The organism is Streptomyces sp. NPDC006140 (assembly GCF_040628815.1).
GTDB lineage: Bacteria > Actinomycetota > Actinomycetes > Streptomycetales > Streptomycetaceae > Streptomyces.
In genome coordinates, this window is sequence record NZ_JBEXTS010000010.1 from 40,692 (window position 1) to 59,469 (window position 18,778).

Genomic DNA, 18,778 nt, shown 5'->3' on the forward strand with positions numbered 1-18,778 from the left:
TCAGTGGAAGGCCAGCCATCCGATGCCCAGGGCCGAGACGAGACCGCTGAGGACCACGGCGAGGGGCCTGTGGCGCTGCAGGGTGAACCAGACCAGCAGGGCGGTCACCAGGACCGCGAGCGTGCCGATCGCGCCGCGCAACAGGCCTTGGCTGTAGCCGTACTCGGCGAAATGCCGCCCGAGCCACGCTAACCAGGCGATCCTCATGACGCTGTACTGCTCCCCCCATGTCACCCCGACCGGGTTGTCAGGTACCTGGAAGATATCGCGTGAGCCCGTCCAGCGCCTTCAGCACCTCCGCCTCCCCCGCCGGCGGCAGCTGCACCACGACCTCCTCGATGCCGAGGTCGGCGTAGTGGGCGAGCTTGCCCGGGGTCGGGTGAACGGCGTACGGGACGACCTGGAGGGCCCGGGGGTCACGGCCCGCCTCGGTCCAGGCGGCGCGCAGCCGCGGCAGGGACTCGGACAGGCCGCGTCCGCCGATGGGCAGCCAGCCGTCGGCGTACGCGCAGATGTCGGCGAACAGCCTGGGCCCGGCGGCCCCGCCGAGCAGCGTGCGCGGGCCGACGACCGGGCCGCGCGGCTGCTGCACGGGCTTGGGGTGCGCGAGGCTCGCCCGTACGCTCCCGAACTCCCCCTCGTACGGGGTGGGTTCCTCCGCCCACAGGGCCCGCATCAGCCCCATCCGGTCCCGGACCAGCTCGCGCCGGGTGCGCCACTGGACGCCGTGGTCGGCGGCCTCCTCCACGTTCCAGCCGAAACCGATCCCGAGGGTGAAGCGGCCGCCGGAGAGGTGGTCCAGGGTCGCGACCTGCTTGGCCAGGTCGATCGGGTCGTGCTGGGCGACGAGCGTGATGCCCGTGCCGAGCCCGAGCCGCTCGGTGACGGCGGCGGCCTGGCCGAGCGCCACGAACGGGTCGAGCGTACGGCCGTACTCGCGCGGCAGCTCCCCGCCCGCCGGGTACGGGGTGGTCCGCTCGACAGGGATGTGCGTGTGCTCGGGCAGGTACAGCCCGGCGAGACCGCGCTCCTCCAGCTCCCGGGCGAGCCGGGTCGGAGTGATCGTCTCGTCGGTGAGGAAGATCGTCACGGCGATGCGCATGGGCCATCTCTACCCGAGGGAGACCCGACTGTCCATACCGACCGGTCGGACTCTTGTGATGCCCCGGCTGGTGTCCCGGCCTGTTCCGCGGATCAGCGTCGGCGGATTCCCTTCCCTTGCACGCCAGTTCACGGGGGACTACAAGAGTTCCCACGCACCACCCTGCACCGCCCGTGCCACGTCACCGACGACACCTGGGAGCAGCAGCATGTGCGAGGACCACCGCGGCGGGCCCGGTCGGCGGGCGCTGTTCGTGACGGGAGCGGCCGCCGCGCTTACCTTGGGGAGCGTGAGCTTCGCCGCAGCGGACGACGGCGGCCGGGAGAGCAGAACGGTGCGCGGCACCCTGCCGCCCGGCTCGCCCGACTTCGTGTACGTGCCCGTCGAGGTCCCGGCCGGGGTCCGGGAGATCAAGGTCGCCTACACCTACGACCGGCCGACCGTCCCGGCCGGCACGACCGGCAACGCCCTCGACATCGGCGTCTTCGACGAGCGCGGCACCGAGCTGGGGGGCCGGGGCTTCCGGGGCTGGTCGGGCGGGGCGCGCACGGAGTTCTTCATCCGCGCCGACGACGCCACGCCCGGTTACCTGCCGGGCCCGGTGCGCGAGGGCACCTGGCACATCGCGCTCGGCCCGTACACGGTCGCCCCGCAGGGCCTCGCGTACGAGATCACGATCACGCTGACGTACGGCGAGCCGGGCGAGGCCGTCGAGCCCGTGTACCCGCCGGAGCGGGCCAGGGGCCGGGGACGTGCCTGGTACCGGGGCGACTGCCATCTGCACTCCTGGTACTCCGACGGCCGCCGCACCCCCGCCGAGATCGGCGAGCTGGCCCGGGCGGCGGGACTGGACTTCATCAACTCCTCCGAGCACAACACGCACGCGGCGCACGCCCACTGGGCCGACGTGGCCGGGGACGACCTGCTGGTGATGCTGGGCGAGGAGATCACGACCAGGAACGGTCACGTGGTCGCGCTCGGCACCGACCCGGGCACCTTCGTCGACTGGCGCTACCGGGCCCGCGACAACCGCTTCGGCCGGTTCGCCCGGCAGATCCGGCGCGCCGGCGGCCTGGTCGTCCCGGCCCACCCGCACGCCACCTGCGTCGGCTGCAACTGGAAGTTCGGCTTCGGCGAGGCCGACGCGATCGAGGTGTGGAACGGCCCCTACACGCCCGACGACGAGGTCGCCCTGGCCGACTGGGACAGCATGCTGGTGGCGTCCGTGCGGGACGGGCGCGACTGGATCCCGGCGATGGGCAGCAGCGACGCGCACCGCGCCCCGGACCCGGTGGGCAGCCCGCAGACCGTCGTCCTCGCCGACGACCTGACCCGCCGGGCCATCCAGGAGGGCATCCGGGCGGGACGGTCGTACGTCGCCGAGTCCGCGAAGGTCGAGCTGGCGTTCCGGGCGTCCGGCGGGCGCGGGGAGCACGCGGGCATCGGCGAACGGCTCACCGTCGGCCGCGACACCCCTGTCACCGTCCGCCTGGAGGTCACGGGCGCCCCGCGCTGCACGGTCCGCTTCGTCACCGACCAGGGGGTGCTGCACACCAGTGCCCCGCTGCCGGTGTCCGGCTCGGGTGTCGTCGAGTGGCGGACGACGCCGTCGTACGCGGCGTACGTACGGGCGGAACTGCGGCACGAGGCGGCGGCGGGGCCGGTGCCGGGGGCGTTGGCGGCGTTCACCAACCCGATCTTCCTGGGGCGCGGCTCGGGGTGAGGGCCGTACGTCACCCGGCGGGTTCGATCCGGAGGACGGCGGCGGTGTCGCGGATCTCGACGATCTCCAGGCTCATGGCGTCGTTGATGGTCGCCACGGTTCCCCGGTCGCAGCGCAGTTCGACGCCGCCGCCGCCCGCCGACGACACGCCGCCGCCACCGGAACAGCCCGAAACGCTGTAGCCCGGCCCCGTCAGCGGCGCGGCCATCTCGACCCCGTCGCCGGTGATCGACGTCACCTCGATCGGCCCGAGGCCGTACCTGGCCGGCACCGTCACGACGTCCCCCACGGCGACCTCGGTCTCGCACGTCCCGTCGGCGCACGGCCCGGTCGGCGAGGGCGACGGCCGGGCCGTCTCGGTGGGAGTCGGCGTGGGGCCGGTCGCCGGCGACCCGGAGCCGGACACGCCCGGCCGGGCCTCGGCCGCGGAGCCGTCCGCAGAGTCCGAGGAGCACGAGGTGAGAGCGGTGAACACACCGGCGGCGAGGAGGGCGACGGCGGTGGATGACGTTCTGCGCATCATGCCCGCCATGAAACCCCGCCCCGGCCGGGACCCCTCCCGGGGATCAGCCGCCGTCCGTGGCCGCCAGGTCGGCCACGACCGCCGCGTGGTCGGAGGGCCACACCCCGTCCACCGGGCCATGGCAGGCCCGCTGCACGGCCTGTACGCGGCCGAGGCCGTCGGGGCCGGGCGGGCCCACGTGGATGTAGTCGATGCGCACGCTGGGCTCATGGGTCGGCGCCACGTACGGGTTGGCCGCGTCCCACGTGGCCGAGGGGGCGGCCGGGTCGGCGTACTCCCAGGCGTCCAGGAGCACTTGGCCGGGCACGGCCGGGGCGGTCTTGTAGCCGCCGAGGAGGCGGACCTCGTCGGAGTCGGGCCAGGCGTTGAGGTCGCCGGTGACGACGGCCGGGAACGGGGTGTCGCCCCGGTGCCGGGCGATGAACGCGGCGAGCGCGGCGACCTGGCCGCGGCGGACCGCCGAGGCGTGCACCGGGGAGGTCAAGTGGGTGGTGAAGAAGGGGATGTCGTGGCCGGGGCCGGCCAGGCGGGCGTAGAGGGCCAGCCGGCCGTCGTCCGTGTCGGCCGGGGCGGGCAGCGGCAGCACGTCCCGGTCGACGACCGGCCACCGGCTGAGCACGGCGTTGCCTATGTCGACGGTGGGGTCGCCGATCCGCCGCCGCCAGCGCTCCGGGGCGTGCGAGGCGGCCCAGGCGCAGTGCAGGCCCAGCTCACCGGCGAGCCACTCGGCGAGGTTCTCCCCGTCGGCGGCCCACACCTCCTGCAGGCCGACGACGTCGGGGCGCAGCTCCCGCAGGGCCGTGAGGATGGCCTTCTGCCGCGCCTGCCACGGCCCGAAGCGCCACCACAGGTTCCAGGTCACGATCCGCACCACCGGCCACCCGCTCCCGTCCCGCCACGTCAGGGGAGCATCATTGAAGCAGGAACCATTGGAGAAACCGTGAGAGCTGTGTGCGAAGGAGTACGCCGACGATGTCCCGCCGCACCGACCTGAGGTTCCGCGCCACCACCGCCTTCCAGCGCCGCGTCAACCCGCTCCTGCGGCGCCTGCCGTTCCAGACGGTCCTGGAGACCAGGGGGCGCGTCTCCGGGCTGCCCCGCCGGACACCGGTGGGCGGGCGCCGCGTCGGCGACTCCTTCTGGCTGGTGTCGGAGTTCGGCGAACGCTCCCAGTACGTGCGCAACATCAAGGCGGACCCGCGGGTGCGGGTGCGGATCCGGGGCCGGTGGCACGAGGGGACCGCGCAACTGCTGCCGGACGACGACCCGGTGGCCCGGCTGCGGCGGCTGCCCCGGGTGAACAGCCTGGGGGTGCGGGCGTTCGGGACGGATCTGCTGACGGTGCGGGTCGATCTGGCGGACTGAGGGTCAGCCCGGCCAGACGATCGCCTGCACCTCGCTGTAGGCGTGCAGCGCGTACGAGCCGACGTCCCGGCCGACGCCGCTCCGCTTGAACCCGCCGAAGGGCGCCTCCATGTTGCGGCCGACGGTGTTGATGCCGACGCCCCCGGCCCGCAGCCGCCGCGCCACCCGGAAGGCGCGGGCCACGTCGCCCGACCAGACGTAGTCGATCAGGCCGTAGTCGGTGTCGTTGGCGAGCGCGACGCCCTCCTCCTCGTCGTCGAAGGGGATGACGACGACCACCGGCCCGAAGATCTCCTCGCGGGCCACGCGCATGGCGTTGGTGCAGTCGGCGAGGAGGGTGGGGGCGACGTAGAAGCCGGTCGGCAGGTCCGGGCGCTCGCCGCCGGTGACCACCACCGCGCCTTCCTTGCGGCCCAGTTCGACGTACGACTCCACCCGGTCCCGGTGCGCCGCCGAGATCACCGGCCCGACCACCGTGTCCGGCTCCCGTGGGTCCCCGACCTTCAACCTGCTTGCGTAGGCCGCCAGTTGATCGACCAGTCGGTCGTGGATCCCGCGCTGGGCCAGCACCCGCGTCGGGGCCGTGCAGATCTGGCCGCTGTAGAAGGAGAACGTGGTCCCGATCCCGGCCACGGCCGAGCCGAGGTCGGCGTCGTCGAAGACGACCGCCGCGCCCTTCCCGCCCAGCTCCATCAACTGGCGTTTCATGCCCCGCCCGCACACTTCGGCGATCCGCTGCCCGACCGCGGTGGAGCCGGTGAAGCTGACCATGTCGACGTCCGGGGACGCGACGGCCGCCTCGCCGACGCCGGTCGACCGGCCGGACACCACGTTCACCACGCCCGGCGGCACGCCCGCCGCCTCAAGCGCCTCCGCCATCCGGTAGACCGACAGCGGATCCTGGGGTGCCGGCTTCACGACGACCGTGTTGCCCATCGCCAGGGCGGGGGCGATCTTGCCGGCCGGGTTGGCCCAGGGGTTGTTGTACGAGGTGACGCAGGCGACGACCCCGACGGGCTGGCGGACGGCCAGCGCGCCCATCACGCCCGCCCTCCCCATCGGCCCCGCCTCGTTGATCTGCGGCGGGATCGCCCACTCGGCGGGCTCCACGCGCGCGTAGCGGCGGAAACGGGCGGCGGCGACGCCGACCTGCAGACCGCGTGCGGTGCCCGTGGTCGCGCCGGTCTCGGCCCGGGACAGCTCCGCGTACTCCGGCAGGTTCTCCCGGATGACGGCCGCGGCCCGGCCCAGCAGCGCCGCCCGCTCCTCCGGAGGCGTCCGCGACCACGGCCCGAAGGCCTCCCGGGCCGCGGCACAGGCCGCGAGCACCTGGTCCCGGGAGGCCTCCGGCGCCCACCCGACGGGCTGCTCGGTCGCCGGGTCGATCACCTCGTAGTGCCCGCCGTCCGGCTCCGTCCAGGAACCGCCGACGAAGAGCGGCTGCCGTGCCGTCACCTCGTGCTCACCGTCTCCGTGTCCCGCCCCGAGCGCAGCACCCGGCCGGGCACCGCGCCCGTCACCACGTCGTCCCGGATCGTCTCGACGCCGTTGACCCACACGGCCCGCACGCCGAGCGCCCGGGAGTCCAGCCGCGGGCTGTCGCCGGGCAGGTCGTGCACCAGGGTGGCCGGGCCCGCGTCGATCCGCTCGGGGTCGAAGAGGACGAGGTCGGCGTGCCAGCCCTCCTGGATCCGCCCCCGCTCGCGCAGCCCGAAGAGCCGGGCCGGGTCGTCGGTCAGCATCCGCACGGCCTGCTCCAGACCGACCAGCTTCCGCCCGCGCAGGCAGTCCCCGAGGAACCGGGTGGTGTACGGCGCCCCGCACATGCGGTCCAGGTGGGCGCCCGCGTCGGACCCGCCGAGCAGCACGTCCTCGTGCTGCCAGGTCTCCGCCCGCAGCGCCCAGGACGCCGGGTCGTTGTCGGGCGGCATCGGCCACAGCACCGTGCGCAGCCCGTCGTTCGCGCAGATCTCCACCAGGCACGCGAACGGCTCCTGGCCGCGCTCCTCGGCGATGTCCCGCACCACGCGCCCGGTCAGCCCGGCGTTGTCCTCGCTGTAGGTGTCACCGATGACGTACCGCCCGAAGTCGGCGAGCCTGCGGAAGACGCCCGCCTCCTTGGAGTTCGCGCGCCTCAGCATCTCGGCCCGGACGTCCGGGTCGCGCAGCTTCTCGATCCGCTCGGGGACGGGCAGCCCGAGGACCGGCCCCCACCCGGGGATGAGGTTGAGCGCGCAGAACGTGCCCAGGGACATGTTCATGGGCGTGAGGATCGGCATGGTCAGGGCGACGACCCGGCCGCCCGCCTTCCTCGCCCGCTCGCTCGCCAGCAACTGCCGGGGCACGCGCTCGGGCACCGCCGCGTCGATGGTCAGCACGTTCCAGTTCAGCGGCCGCCCCGCCGCCGCGCTCATCTCCACGAACAGGTCGATCTCGGCGTCGCTGAACTGGTCGAGGCAGCCCGCGACGATCGCCTCGATCTGCGTGCCCTCGTGCTCCCCGACGGCCCGGGACAGCGCGAGCAGTTCGGCGGGCCGGGCGTGCCGCGAGGCGACGGGCTGGCCGTCCCCGTCCGAGTGGCTCCTCGACTGGGTGGTGGACAGCCCCCAGGCCCCGGCGTCCATGGCCTCCCGCAGCAGCCGCACCATCGCGTCGAGCTGCTCCCCGCTCGGCTGCCCGCCCACGGCCTGCGGCCCCATCACGTACCGCCGCAGCGCGCAGTGCCCCACCATGAACCCGGCGTTGACGGCGATCCGCCCGTCCAGGGCGTCCAGGTACTCCCCGAAGGAGTGCCAGTTCCAGGGTGCCCCCTGCTCCAGCGCCACCAGCGCCATGCCCTCGACCTTCGACATCATCCGCCGCGTGTAGTCGGCGTCCTCGGGCCGCTCCGGGTGCAACGGCGCGAGCGTGAACCCGCAGTTCCCACCGACGACGGTGGTGACCCCGTGGTTGAGGGAGGGCGTGGCGTACGCATCCCAGAAGAGCTGGGCGTCGTAGTGGGTGTGCGGGTCGACGAAGCCGGGCGTGAGGACGAGGCCGGCGGCGTCCTCGGTGGTGCGGGATTCCTGGGTGACGGTGCCGACGACGGCGATCCGACCGTCACGGATACCGACGTCGGCGGTGCGGGCGACGGCACCGGTCCCGTCGACGACCGTCGCACCTTTGATGACGTGATCGAGCACTGGGCGCACCTCCTGGTGGTACCTAGGGCCTGTCGTTTGGATCAGGTCGCAGGAATGCGACGGTGCTTTTCAGCGCCGGTGAGCGGGGTCTGGTGCGTGCAGCTGCAAGGCGGAGGAGGGCGTCGACGCGATGGGGGTCCCCCCTGCTCGAGCGAAGTCGAGAGCTTGGGGGAGTCGGCAACCGACGACAACGCGGCAGATGTGCGTGCCAGACCCCGCGTCTGCGGCGTGATCCAAACAACAGGCCCTAGGGGCGCGGGGAACTGCGCGACATGCCACGACGCGCCCGCACCCGCCGACGAACGTTCAGACACCCCGGCGGAACCGCGACGTCCGATGCACGGGATCCGTGTCGATCTTCGGGATCACGTACTCCCCGACCAGCCGGATCGTCTGCAGCGTCTCCTCCTTCGGCACGCCCACCGGCAACCCGAAGCTCAGCTGATCCGCCCCGGCCTGCTCCCAGCGCTTGCACTGCCGCAGCACCTCATCGGGATCCCCGCAGATCAGCAGCTCCTCCTCGATGAGCACCTCCACGAACTCCTCGGTGTACTCCGGCAGCGTCTCCGGCCACACCGGGAACCCCTCGGGCCGAGGAAACGTGTCGTGGTACCGGAACACCAGTGAGGGCAGATAGTGCAGCCCCCCGTTCGCGGCGATCCGCACGGCCTCCGCATGCGTCGGCGCGCAGATCGCCGTGGTCGTCACCATCACGTTGTCGTTGACGAACGCCCCGACCGGCTCCGCGTCCACGATCGCCGTCTTGTACTGCTCCAGCACCCACTCCATGTCGGAGACCTTCTGCACGCTGAAGCCCAGCACGCCGAGCCCCTTCCTCGCGGCCATGGCGTACGAGGGGGGCGAACCGGCCGCGTACCACATGGCCGGGTGCGCCGGACCGTACGGCTTCGGCAGGACCTTCCGCGGCGGCAGCGACCAGTGCTTGCCCTGGAAGCCCTCGTACTCGTCCTGGAGCCACATCTTGGGGAACTCGGCGATGGTCTCTTCCCAGATCTCCTTGGTGTGGTTCATGTCGGTGATGCCCGGCAGGAACCCGAGGATCTCGTGCGAGCCGGCGCCCCGCCCGCTGCCGAACTCGAACCGGTTGCTGCTGAGGTGGTCGAGCATGGCCACCTTCTCGGCGACCTTCACGGGGTGGTTGACCTGGGCCAGCGGGTTGAAGATCCCGGAGCCGAGGTGGATCCGCTCGGTGGCGTGGGCCAGGTAGCCGAGGAAGACGTCGTTGGCGGAGAGGTGCGAGTACTCGTCCAGGAAGTGGTGCTCGGACGCCCAGGCGTACTTGAAGCCGGACCTGTCCGCCTGGATGACGTACTCGGTCTCCTCCATCAGCGCCTTGTGCTCGGCGAGCGGGTCGGTCTCGGCCCGTTTGCCGACGTATCCCTGTACGAAGATGCCGAATTCCAAGGAGGTTCACCGCCCCATGGGATCTTATCTGACGGACCATCAGATGTATGGCTCCGACTGTTCCACCGGCCCTCATGAGCGTCAAGAGCTGACGAGCCGTCAGATAACGCTGACGCCGGCCAGCCACCCCCCGTCGATCACGAACGGCTGCCCCGTGATGTACGACGAGTCCTCCGACGTGAGGAACAGCGCGAGCCTGGCCACCTCCTCCGGCCGCCCGACCCGCCCCAGCGGCACGAGCTTGCGGTACAGCCGGTCGAGGCCCTTCGCGCTCTCCTCCGGGTCGGCGTCCGGGTCGAGCCGCGCCGGGTTGGACATCGCCGTGTCGACGGCCCCCGGGCAGACGGCGTTGACGCGTATCCCCCGCCCGGCCAGTTCCAGGGCGGCGACCCGGGTCAGCCCGAGCACGGCGTGCTTGGTCGCCGCGTAGGAACCCACGGCGGCCATCCCGGTCAGGCCCGTGCAGGACGCGGTGTTGACGATCGTGCCCCCGTCGGCCATCTCCGGGGCGACCGTGCGGATGCCCAGGAAGCAGCCCACCTGGTTGACCTGGACGACCTGCATGAACTCGTCGAGGGGCGTGTCGAGGAGGGAGTTGAAGCGCAGGATGCCGGCGTTGTTGACGAGCCCGTCCAGGCGGCCGTAGGCGTCCTTGGCCGCGGCGACAGCCGCCTGCCAGTCGTCCTCCCGGCCGACGTCGAGATGGACGTACCGCGCGCCGATCTCCTTGGCGAGGGTCTCGCCCCGGTCGTCGAGGACGTCGGCGACGACCACCCGGGCGCCCTCGGCCGCGAACAGCCGGGCCTCCTGCTCGCCCTGGCCGCGCGCGGCACCGGTGATGATGACGACCCGTCCGTCGAGCTTGCCCATGGCTCTCCCTCACAGCTCGGGGGCGACCTCGGCGCCGAACGCCGCGATCTGGTCGGTGAGTTCGGCGCGGCTCCGGCTGCGGAAACGCACCTGGATCTGGTCCACGCCCATCGCCCGGTACGCCCGCAGCGACTCGGCGAGCACCCGCGGACGGCCGGTGAGGGTGCGGCGGCCCACGTCCCAGCCGGGGGTGCCGACGTACAGCGGCTCGGTGATCGCGCCCACGGTGAACGGACCCCGCGCCGCCGCCCGTTCGCGCAGCTCCCGGATCCGCGCGAGCTGCGCGGGCAGCCGGTCCCTGGGGTCCCCCTGCGGCAGCCAGCCGTCGCCCTTGAGGGCGGCCCGGCGTACGGCGGCGGGCGAGGAGCCGCCGACCCACAGCGGTACGCGTTCCTGCGCGGGGCGGGGCCGCTGCCCGAGTCCCTCGAAGTCGTACCGCTTGCCGTGGTGCTCGGGGAACTCGTCGGGTCCGAGGGCGGCGCGCAGGGCGTCGAGGCACTCGTCGAGCACCGGCCCGCGCTGCCGGAAGTCCACGCCCAGGGCCTCGAACTCCTCACGGACGTGCCCGGCGCCCACCCCGAGGACGAGCCGGCCGCCGCTGAGGTGGTCGAGGGTGGCGTACTGCTTGGCGGTGAGCAGCGGGTGCCGCAGTCCGACGACCGCGACATGGCTGAGCAGCCGGACGCGGGCGGTGGCGGCGGCGAGGAAGGAGAGCGTGGCGACCGGGTCGTACCAGACCGTGCTCATGGCGGCGGCCAGCCGGCGCGGGATGCCGACGTGGTCGCAGCTCGCCAGGTAGGCGAAACCGGCCCGGTCGGCGGTGCGGGCGATGTCGAGGAGGTCCTCGGGGCCCGCCGCCGCCTCCCAGGGCTCGGCGTAGAGGGTGCTCTGCGACTGGACGGGCAGCTGCATCCCGTACAGCAGGCTCACCGCGCACCGCCGGGGCCGGGCCACAGCCCCTCGTCCGTGAGGCCCAGCAGGTCGATGGCGTTACCGCGCACGATCCGCTCCACCACGTCCGGCTCCAGGTGCCCCATCTGTGCCTCGCCGACCTCGCGGGACTTGGGCCAGGTGGAGTCGGAGTGGGGGTAGTCGGTCTCGTAGAGGACGTTGCCGACGCCGATGGAGTCGAGGTTGCGCAGCCCGAAGGCGTCGTCGAAGAAGCAGCCGTAGACGTGCTCGGCGAACAGTTCGGACGGCGGCCGGTGCACCTTGTCGGCGACGCCGCCCCAGCCCCGGTTCTCCTCCCACACCACGTCGGCCCGCTCCAGGATGTAGGGGATCCAGCCGATCTGCCCCTCGGCGTACATGACCTTGAGGTTCGGGAACTGCTCGAACTTGCCGCTCATCAGCCAGTCGACCATCGAGAAGCAGCAGTTGGCGTAGGTGATGGTGGAGCCGACGGCGGGCGGGGCGTCCGCCGAGGTGGAGGGCATGCGGCTGGAGGAGCCGATGTGCATGGCGACGACCGTGCCGGTCTCGTCGCACGCGGCGAGGAAGGGGTCCCAGTCGTCGGTGTGGACGGAGGGCAGGCCGAGGTAGGGCGGTATCTCGGAGAAGGCGACGGCACGGACACCGCGCGCGGCGTTGCGCCGGACCTCGGCGGCGGCCAGCTCGGCGTCCCACAGGGGGATGAGGGTGAGCGGGATGAGCCGGCCCCGCGCGTCGGGGCCGCACCACTCCTCCACCATCCAGTCGTTGTAGGCGCGGACGCAGAGCAGGCCCAGTTCGTGGTCCTCGGCCTCGGTGAAGGTCTGGCCGCAGAAGCGCGGGAAGGTCGGGAAGCAGAGGGCGGACTGGACGTGGTTGACGTCCATGTCGGCGAGGCGCGCGGTGACGTCGTAGGAGCCGGGCCGCATCTGCTCGTAGGTGATGACCTCCAGCTTGATCTCGTCCCGAGCACAGCCGACGGCGGTGTCGAGCCGGGTCAGGGGCCGGCGCAGCTCCTCGTAGACCCACCAGTCCCCGACGGGGCCGTCGTCGCCGGGTTCGCCCATGACGGGCTTGAAGCGGCCGCCGAGGAAGGTCATCTCCTTCACGGGCGCCCGCACGATCCGGGGGCCGACGCCCCGGTACTTCGCCGGGAGCCGGTCCTGCCAGACGGTCGCGGGCTCCACGGTGTGGTCGTCCACGGAGATGATCAGCGGAAACGTGCTCGCGTGGGTGTCCATGGCGCTCACGGTAGCGCCGATCTGACGGATCGTCAGCTATGCGCACGCGGTCCGGTTCCGGCCACGATGGCCTGGTCACAGCGGCATGCCCCGGGTCCGTGCGGAGAGAGTGTGCAGACCTCGTGGACTCCCGTGCGTCGGCCTGTGATCGGTGTCTCCCACGGCTGACGTATCCGCCGCACACAAGGCAAACTGGCCTGGTTGCTCAGGATGCCTAGGGGGACTGCATGGACGGTGTACCGGACGGTGTGCCGCGCGTACCGGAGCAGCGGCGTACCGGCTTCCCGGCGGTATCGCCGGATTCCGCAGGACCGGCGGGGTTCGCGGCGCTGCGCTTCGGCGTGCTCGGGCCGGTGCGCGCCTGGCGCGGCGACGAACCGATCAGCACCGGGTCCCCCCAGCAACGCGCCCTGCTCGCCGCCCTGCTGCTGCGCGAGGGCCGTACGGCGACGGCGGCGGAGCTGATCGACGCCCTGTGGGGCGAGGAACCGCCCTCGCAGGCCCTGGCGGCGCTGCGGACGTACGCCTCCCGGCTGCGCAAGGTGCTCGACCCGGGCGTCCTGGTCAGCGAGTCCGGCGGGTACGCGGTGCGGGACCTTGCCGAGGGCGCCCTGGACCTGGCCGTCGCCCAGGACCTGGCGACCGAGGCGGAGAAGGCCCGCTCGGCCGGCGACCTCTGCCACGCCCGCGAGGTGCTGCGGCGCGCCCTCGCCCTGTGGGACGGGGAGACCCTGGCGGGCGTCCCCGGCCCGTACGCGGAGGCGCAGCGCGTCCGCCTGGAGGAGTGGCGGCTGCAACTCCTCGAAACACGCCTCGACATGGACCTGGAGCAGGGCTGCCACGCCGAGGCCGTCTCCGAACTCACCGCCCTCACCGCCGCCCACCCGCTGCGCGAACGGCTCCGCGAGCTGCTGATGCTGGCCCTGTACCGCAGCGGCCGCCAGGCGGAGGCCCTCGCGGTGTACGCCGACACCCGCCGCCTGCTCGCCGACGAACTGGGCGTCGACCCGCGCCCCGGCCTGAGCGAACTGCAGCAGCGGATCCTCCAGGCCGACCCGGGCCTGGCGGAACCCTCCTCCCCGGCCCCCGAGCCGGCCGCCGTCCCGGTCCGCCCGGCGCAACTGCCCGCGACGGTGCCGGACTTCACCGGCCGCTCCGGCTTCGTCCGCGAACTGGGCGACCTCCTGGCCGCCGCCGAGGGCCGGGTGATGGCGGTGTCGGCCCTGGCGGGCATCGGCGGCGTGGGCAAGACGACCCTCGCCGTGCACGTGGCCCACCAGGCGCGCTCGGCGTTCCCCGACGGGCAGCTGTACGTCGACCTCCAGGGCGCGGGCGCCCGCGCGGCGGAGCCGGAAACGGTCCTCGGCTCGTTCCTGCGCGCCCTCGGTACCGCCGACTCGGCCATCCCCGACTCCCTGGAGGAGCGCGCGGCGCTGTACCGCTCGGTGCTGGCCGGCCGCCGCGTCCTGGTCCTGCTGGACAACGCCCGCGACGCCGCCCAGGTCCGCCCCCTGCTGCCCGGCACGGACGGCTGCGCCGCCCTGGTCACCTCCCGGGTGCGGATGGTGGACCTGGCGGGCGCCCACCTGGTCGACCTGGACGTGATGTCCCCGGACGAGGCGCTGGCGCTGTTCACGAAGATCGTCGGCGAGGAGCGGGTGGCGTCCGAGCGGAAGGCCGCCCTGGACGTGGTCGCGGCCTGCGGCTTCCTGCCGCTGGCGATCCGCATCGCCGCCTCCCGCCTGGCGGCCCGCCGCACCTGGACGGTGTCGGTCCTGGCGGCGAAACTCGCCGACGAACGCCGCCGCCTGGACGAACTCCAGGCCGGAGACCTCGCGGTGAAGGCCACCTTCGAGCTGGGCTACGGCCAGCTGGAGCCCGCCCAGGCCCGCGCCTTCCGCCTGCTGGGCCTGGCCGACGGCCCGGACATCTCCCTCGCGGCGGCGGCCGCCGTCCTGGACCTGCCCGTGGAGGAGACGGAGGACCTGCTGGAGTCCCTCGTCGACACCTCCCTCCTGGAGTCGGCGGCCCCCGGCCGCTACCGCTTCCACGACCTGGTGCGGCTCTACGCGCGTGCGTGCGCGGAGCGGGACGAACACCCCCCGAGCGAGCGCGGGGCGGCGGTCTCCCGCCTGCTGGACTTCTACCTGGCCTCGGCGGCGGCCGTGTACGCGATCGAACGGCCGGGCGACCGGCTGGTGGATCATCTCGCCCCGACGACGCACCAGGGCCTGTCCTTCGGCAGCAGGGAGGCGGCCCTCGACTGGCTCTTCGCCGAGGCCGAGTGCCTGCTGGCCTGTGTCGTGCAGTCGCTGCTCGCGCCCACGCTCCGGCGGGCGGCCGGCCTTCTCCTCGTGGCGAAGGACCTTTCGGAGTCCGGCGCCAGCTCGCTCTTCTACGAGCGGGCCGCCACCGCACTGTGCCGGGCGGCCCAGCAACTGGGTGACGCTCATGTCGAGGCGCAGGCGCGCACCACCCTGGCGCAGGTGCACGTGCGCGCCGGGCGCTTCGACGAAGCGGCTGTCGAGGCGAGCAAGGCGATGACCCTGGAATCGGCCGAGGACCCGTGGTCCATGTGCAACGCACCCCTGGAACGCGGCGTCATCGCCTTCTACAAGAACGAACTGGAGGCCGCCGAGACCTACCTGAGCATCGCCCTGGACAACTTCCGCGATGACAGGAACGCCCCCGGAGAGGCCAGCGCACTGTGCAACCTCTCCCGTGTGCATCTGGCCCTGGGCAAGACGAGCACGGCCATCTCGCTCGTGGAGCAGGGCATCGAGATCTACGACGGCCTGGGAGCGGCCCTGCGTCTGGCGAACGGACGGTACGCCCTCGGGCTCGCGCTGACCGTCGCGGGCCGGTACGGCGAGGCGCTGGAACAACTCAGCGCGGCGCTGGCCGTCTTCCGGGAGAACCGCCAGCCGCTCTGGGAGGGCGTGACGCACTTCCGTATCGCGGAGGTGCACCTCGCGGCGGGGCGTCCGCCGCTCGCGGCCGCCCACGCCGAGCAGGCCATCGCCCTGCGCGGCATCGGCGGGGAGTGGCGTCGTGGGACGGTCCTCACCGTGCTGGGCAAGGCCCTGCGGGAACTCGGCCAGCCCGACCGCGCCCGTGCCTGCTGGCAGGAAGCCCTGACCATCTACGACAAACTGGGCTCCGCGGAGGCGTCCGAGGTGCGCGCGCTGCTCAGCCCCGTGGCCCCCTGAACGCGGCCAAGTGGGCGTTCATCGTTCGTTTATCGCTGCCCGGCACTCTGTTGCCACCAACCCGTCGCGTCGGGGGGCAGACGGTTTGGTCAACGGCCGTACACGTACGGTGTACCGGCCTTCGGACGCTCGTTCGGCAACCCACGGGGGAGTTGCCGGACGGGCGTCCTGTGAAGCGGCAACCGGCCCATGTCACAGAGAGAGATCCATTCTATGAGCGACAAGGTCAAGCCCGAGGACACGCACATCTCCGGTGGGGAAGACGGGGACATCAAGCCCCAGGACACGCACATCTCCTCCGGGGAGCTGGACACGGGCGACATCAAGCCTCTCGACACCCACATCTCCAGCGGCACCGCCACCCCGCTCGACACCCACATCTCGGACGAGAAGGCCTGACGGACCTGATCCGACGGGGGACTTCGGGGGAGCATCGGCCGCGGCGGCGCGGAGGGGGAGCCGTCGCGGCCGACGCGTGTCCGGGACCGGGGGCGTCGCAGCGGCACGGCCCCGACGCCCGGCCCGGGTGGCGTGCGCCGACGCCCCCGGCGCGCGATAGTGGGTCCGCGACGATCACGATCGGCCCGAGCCCGAAGGTGGCAGCATGCCCGGTGAGCAACCCCAGACGTACGAGACGCTCGACGAGCGGTTCCGGACGGGCCGGTGTCAGGCCGGGGACTCGACGCTGGAGATCCTCTTCGAGGGCTGCCGGTGGGCCGAGGGGCCCGTGTACGTGCCCGCCGGGCGGTATCTGCTGTGGAGCGACATCCCCAACGACCGGCTGCTGCGCTGGGACGAGACGACCGGCGCCGTCGGGGTGTTCCGGTCGCCCGCCGGGTTCCCGAACGGCAACACCCTGGACGGGCAGGGCCGTCTCATCACCTGCGAGCAGGGCAACCGGCGGGTGACCCGGACCGAGCACGACGGTTCGGTCACGGTGCTCGCGGAGCGGTTCGAGGGCAAGCGGCTCAACAGCCCGAACGACGCGGTGGTGCGCTCGGACGGCTCGGTGTGGTTCTCCGACCCGGAGTTCGGCATCGCCACCGACTACGAGGGGCACCGCGGGGAGAGCGAGATCGGCGCCCGGAACGTGTACCGGATCGACCCGGTGAGCGGTGCGGTGCGGCTGGTGGCCGACGGCTTCCAGGGCCCCAACGGCCTGGTCTTCTCCCCCGACGAGAGCCGGCTGTACGTCTCCGACAGCACGGCCAACCACATCCGCGTCTTCGACGTCCGCGACGACGGCACGCTCGGCGGCGGCGAGGTCTTCGCCGAGTGCGCGAAGGGGAACTTCGACAACATCCGGTTCGACGACGCGGGCCGCCTGTGGGCCGCCGCCCTGGACGGCGGGGTGCACTGCTACGACCCCGACGGCACGCTCCTGGGCCGCGTCCTGGTCCCCGGCGTCGTCGCCAACATCCGCTTCGGCGGCGCCCGGCGCAACCGCATGTTCATCGCCGCCGACACCACGCTCTACTCGCTGATGATGTCGGTGACCGGGACGCCCTCCCTGCCGGTCAGCCGGTGACCCTCTCGCGCAGCGCTCCCTTCACGACCTTCCCGCTCGCGTTGCGCGGCAGTTCCGCCACGAACTCCACCGTGCGCGGCACCTTGTAGTTCGCCATCTCCCGGCGGGACCAGGCGATCAGGTCGTCGGCGGTGACGAGCGCCCCGGGCCGCCGTACGACGTACGCCCGGCCCACCTCGCCCAGCCGGGCGTCCGGTACGCCGATCACCGCGACGTCCGCCACGTCCGGGTGGAGGCCCAGGAGCTGCTCTATCTCGGCGGGGTAGGCGTTGAAGCCGCCGACGATGAACATGTCCTTGAGGCGGTCGGTGATCCGCAGGTTGCCCTCGGGGTCCAGGACGCCGACGTCGCCCGTGCGCAGCCAGCCGTCCGGTGTCAGCACCTCGGCGGTGGCGGCCTCGTCCTCGTAGTAGCCGGACATGACGTTGAAGCCGCGGACCAGGACCTCGCCCGGCGCCCCGGGCCCCAGGGGCCGCCCCTGGGCGTCCACGACCCTCACCTCCGTGCCGGGGATCGCCCGGCCCGACGTCGAGGCGATCACCGTCGGGTCGCCGCCGCGCCGGCACATCGTGACGACGCCGCCGGCTTCGGAGAGGCCGTAGGCGGTGAGGACGGTGTCGATGCCGAGTTCTCCGCGCAGCCGCTCGACGAGTCGCAGGGGTACCACCGCCGCTCCGGTCACCACCAGGCGGAGCGCCGAGAGGTCGTGGGCGTCGCGGGCCGGGTGGTCGAGGAGGGACTGGAGGAGGGTCGGGGGGCCGGGGAGGACGGAGACGCGTTCCGCGGCGATGTTGGCCAGGACCGTGGCCACGTCGAACACCGGCTGGGGGATCATCGTCGCGCCCCGCGTCAGGCAGGCGATGACCCCGGCCTTGTAGCCGAAGGTGTGGAAGAAGGGGTTGACGATCAGGTAGCGGTCGCCCCGGGTCAGGCCCGCGAGGTCGCTCCAGATGTCGTAGGCGCGCAGCGTCTGCGCGTGGGTGATGACCGCGCCCTTGGGGCGGCCCGTGGTGCCCGAGGTGAAGATGATGTCCGAGGGGTGGGAGCCGTCGACGGCGTCGGCTCGGCGGCGGAGCTCCGCCGGTCCCACCGCCTCCCCGCTCGCCAGGAAGTCCTTCCAGGTGAGGAAGGCGGCCGGGGCGTCCTCCGAGAGGACCACCACGTTCTCCAGGGCAGGGAGGCCGGGCAGCGGGCCGTCGCCCGGGCCCTGCCCCGCCGCCCTGCGCAGGGAGGCCACGTACGAGGTGCCGAGGAAGGTGCCCGTCACGAACAGCAGCCGGGCCCCGCTGCGACGCAGGACGTCCGCCGCTTCCGCGCCCTTGAAGCGGGTGTTGAGGGGGACCAGGACGCCGCCCGCCGAGACCGCTCCGAGGGCCGCGACGATCCAGTCGAGCGTGTTGGGCGCCCAGATGGCGACCCGGTCGCCCCGTTCGAGCCCGTTCGCCAGGCAGGCCGCCGCGGCGCGGTCCACGCGCGCGCCCAGTTCCGCGTAGGTGATCCGGGTGCGGCCCTCGACGACCGCTTCGGCGTCCGCGTACCGCTCGGCCGCCGCCCTGACCAGGCCCGGAACGCTTCCCCACTCCGTGTCCGCTCGCATGGCAAGCCTCCCGAAGACCTTAGGAGCTGACTGCCCGTCAGATTAACGGTAATCTGACGACCTGTCAGCGACCGCTCGGGCCG

The 18,778-nt window shown here is 72.9% G+C and carries 16 protein-coding genes; 5 read left to right on the forward strand and 11 right to left on the reverse strand.

Annotation, left to right across the window (positions count from 1 at the left end; translation table 11 throughout):
• Together ABZ386_RS24745 and ABZ386_RS24750 are read right to left on the reverse strand one after the other, a co-directional pair.
• Positions 1-207: a hypothetical protein gene (locus ABZ386_RS24745; RefSeq protein WP_114253654.1), complete on the reverse strand. Its 207-nt coding sequence runs from the start codon at positions 205-207 to the stop codon at positions 1-3.
• 40 nt (positions 208-247) lie between these two features.
• On the reverse strand, positions 248-1,102 hold the full coding sequence (locus ABZ386_RS24750; protein WP_351338813.1) for an LLM class F420-dependent oxidoreductase: 855 nt from the start codon (positions 1,100-1,102) through the stop codon (positions 248-250).
• Between the two features lie 208 nt (positions 1,103-1,310).
• Here ABZ386_RS24750 and ABZ386_RS24755 point away from each other — a divergent pair, with 208 nt between their 5' ends.
• The gene (locus ABZ386_RS24755) at positions 1,311-2,825 is read left to right on the forward strand and encodes a CehA/McbA family metallohydrolase (protein ID WP_358965863.1); all 1,515 of its coding nucleotides are present in this window, start codon (positions 1,311-1,313) and stop codon (positions 2,823-2,825) included.
• A 10-nt stretch (positions 2,826-2,835) separates the two neighbouring features.
• Here the strand turns inward: ABZ386_RS24755 and ABZ386_RS24760 are convergent, their stop codons facing one another.
• Together ABZ386_RS24760 and ABZ386_RS24765 are read right to left on the reverse strand one after the other, a co-directional pair.
• Complete coding sequence (locus tag ABZ386_RS24760) at positions 2,836-3,348, reverse strand: hypothetical protein (RefSeq protein WP_356525251.1); 513 nt, start codon at positions 3,346-3,348, stop codon at positions 2,836-2,838.
• Between the two features lie 43 nt (positions 3,349-3,391).
• Positions 3,392-4,219, reverse strand: coding sequence for an endonuclease/exonuclease/phosphatase family protein (locus ABZ386_RS24765; RefSeq protein WP_358966073.1), 828 nt, complete (start codon positions 4,217-4,219; stop codon positions 3,392-3,394).
• A 101-nt stretch (positions 4,220-4,320) separates the two neighbouring features.
• On the opposite strand from ABZ386_RS24765, the gene ABZ386_RS24770 reads away from it, so the two are divergent.
• Positions 4,321-4,713, forward strand: a complete 393-nt coding sequence (locus ABZ386_RS24770; RefSeq protein WP_351338805.1) for a nitroreductase/quinone reductase family protein — start codon at positions 4,321-4,323, stop codon at positions 4,711-4,713.
• A gap of 3 nt (positions 4,714-4,716) precedes the next feature.
• Here ABZ386_RS24770 and ABZ386_RS24775 read toward each other — a convergent pair whose 3' ends face one another.
• The 6 genes from ABZ386_RS24775 to ABZ386_RS24800 all read right to left on the reverse strand — a co-directional run bounded on the left by ABZ386_RS24775 (position 4,717) and on the right by ABZ386_RS24800 (position 12,361).
• Entirely contained in the window at positions 4,717-6,168 is a 1,452-nt protein-coding gene (locus tag ABZ386_RS24775) for an aldehyde dehydrogenase family protein (protein ID WP_358965865.1), read from the reverse strand.
• Complete coding sequence (locus tag ABZ386_RS24780) at positions 6,165-7,895, reverse strand: D-aminoacylase (RefSeq protein ID WP_351338799.1); 1,731 nt, start codon at positions 7,893-7,895, stop codon at positions 6,165-6,167. The genes ABZ386_RS24775 and ABZ386_RS24780 overlap by 4 nt, the downstream gene beginning before the upstream one ends.
• A 306-nt stretch (positions 7,896-8,201) precedes the next feature.
• Positions 8,202-9,320, reverse strand: coding sequence for an LLM class flavin-dependent oxidoreductase (locus tag ABZ386_RS24785; protein ID WP_358965867.1), 1,119 nt, complete (start codon positions 9,318-9,320; stop codon positions 8,202-8,204).
• Between the two features lie 99 nt (positions 9,321-9,419).
• Positions 9,420-10,190: a glucose 1-dehydrogenase gene (locus ABZ386_RS24790; RefSeq protein WP_358965869.1), complete on the reverse strand. Its 771-nt coding sequence runs from the start codon at positions 10,188-10,190 to the stop codon at positions 9,420-9,422.
• A gap of 9 nt (positions 10,191-10,199) precedes the next feature.
• Positions 10,200-11,102 carry an LLM class F420-dependent oxidoreductase gene (locus ABZ386_RS24795; RefSeq protein ID WP_358966076.1) on the reverse strand — a complete coding sequence of 301 codons (903 nt, stop codon included), beginning with the start codon at positions 11,100-11,102 and terminating at the stop codon, positions 10,200-10,202.
• Positions 11,103-11,116: 14 nt separating this feature from the next.
• Positions 11,117-12,361, reverse strand: coding sequence for an amidohydrolase family protein (locus tag ABZ386_RS24800; RefSeq protein WP_358965871.1), 1,245 nt, complete (start codon positions 12,359-12,361; stop codon positions 11,117-11,119).
• A 227-nt stretch (positions 12,362-12,588) separates the two neighbouring features.
• Between ABZ386_RS24800 and ABZ386_RS24805 the strand changes: the two genes are divergently transcribed.
• The 3 genes from ABZ386_RS24805 (at position 12,589) to ABZ386_RS24815 (ending at position 17,098) form a co-directional block, all read left to right on the forward strand.
• Positions 12,589-15,570 carry a BTAD domain-containing putative transcriptional regulator gene (locus tag ABZ386_RS24805; protein ID WP_355715236.1) on the forward strand — a complete coding sequence of 994 codons (2,982 nt, stop codon included), beginning with the start codon at positions 12,589-12,591 and terminating at the stop codon, positions 15,568-15,570.
• A gap of 213 nt (positions 15,571-15,783) precedes the next feature.
• Positions 15,784-15,969, forward strand: a complete 186-nt coding sequence (locus ABZ386_RS24810; RefSeq protein ID WP_351338782.1) for a hypothetical protein — start codon at positions 15,784-15,786, stop codon at positions 15,967-15,969.
• Positions 15,970-16,174: 205 nt separating this feature from the next.
• Positions 16,175-17,098 (forward strand): SMP-30/gluconolactonase/LRE family protein, encoded by a 924-nt coding sequence (locus ABZ386_RS24815; protein WP_358965873.1) that lies wholly within the window; start codon positions 16,175-16,177, stop codon positions 17,096-17,098.
• Here the strand turns inward: ABZ386_RS24815 and ABZ386_RS24820 are convergent.
• On the reverse strand, positions 17,088-18,695 hold the full coding sequence (locus ABZ386_RS24820; protein ID WP_358965875.1) for a FadD3 family acyl-CoA ligase: 1,608 nt from the start codon (positions 18,693-18,695) through the stop codon (positions 17,088-17,090). The two genes, ABZ386_RS24815 and ABZ386_RS24820, sit on opposite strands and share 11 nt — an antisense overlap.
• Positions 18,696-18,778 lie beyond the last annotated feature (83 nt).

Coding starts and splice junctions, on each gene's coding strand:
- ABZ386_RS24820 (WP_358965875.1), bottom strand. CDS start 18,695: ATGCGAGCGGACACGGAGTGGGGAAGCGTTCCGGGCCTGGTCAGGGCG.
- ABZ386_RS24750 (WP_351338813.1), bottom strand. CDS start 1,102: ATGCGCATCGCCGTGACGATCTTCCTCACCGACGAGACGATCACTCCG.
- ABZ386_RS24810 (WP_351338782.1), top strand. CDS start 15,784: ATGAGCGACAAGGTCAAGCCCGAGGACACGCACATCTCCGGTGGGGAA.
- ABZ386_RS24770 (WP_351338805.1), top strand. CDS start 4,321: ATGTCCCGCCGCACCGACCTGAGGTTCCGCGCCACCACCGCCTTCCAG.
- ABZ386_RS24815 (WP_358965873.1), top strand. CDS start 16,175: ATGCCCGGTGAGCAACCCCAGACGTACGAGACGCTCGACGAGCGGTTC.
- ABZ386_RS24795 (WP_358966076.1), bottom strand. CDS start 11,102: ATGCAGCTGCCCGTCCAGTCGCAGAGCACCCTCTACGCCGAGCCCTGG.
- ABZ386_RS24760 (WP_356525251.1), bottom strand. CDS start 3,348: ATGATGCGCAGAACGTCATCCACCGCCGTCGCCCTCCTCGCCGCCGGT.
- ABZ386_RS24790 (WP_358965869.1), bottom strand. CDS start 10,190: ATGGGCAAGCTCGACGGACGGGTCGTCATCATCACCGGTGCCGCGCGC.
- ABZ386_RS24755 (WP_358965863.1), top strand. CDS start 1,311: ATGTGCGAGGACCACCGCGGCGGGCCCGGTCGGCGGGCGCTGTTCGTG.
- ABZ386_RS24800 (WP_358965871.1), bottom strand. CDS start 12,361: ATGGACACCCACGCGAGCACGTTTCCGCTGATCATCTCCGTGGACGAC.
- ABZ386_RS24805 (WP_355715236.1), top strand. CDS start 12,589: ATGGACGGTGTACCGGACGGTGTGCCGCGCGTACCGGAGCAGCGGCGT.
- ABZ386_RS24745 (WP_114253654.1), bottom strand. CDS start 207: ATGAGGATCGCCTGGTTAGCGTGGCTCGGGCGGCATTTCGCCGAGTAC.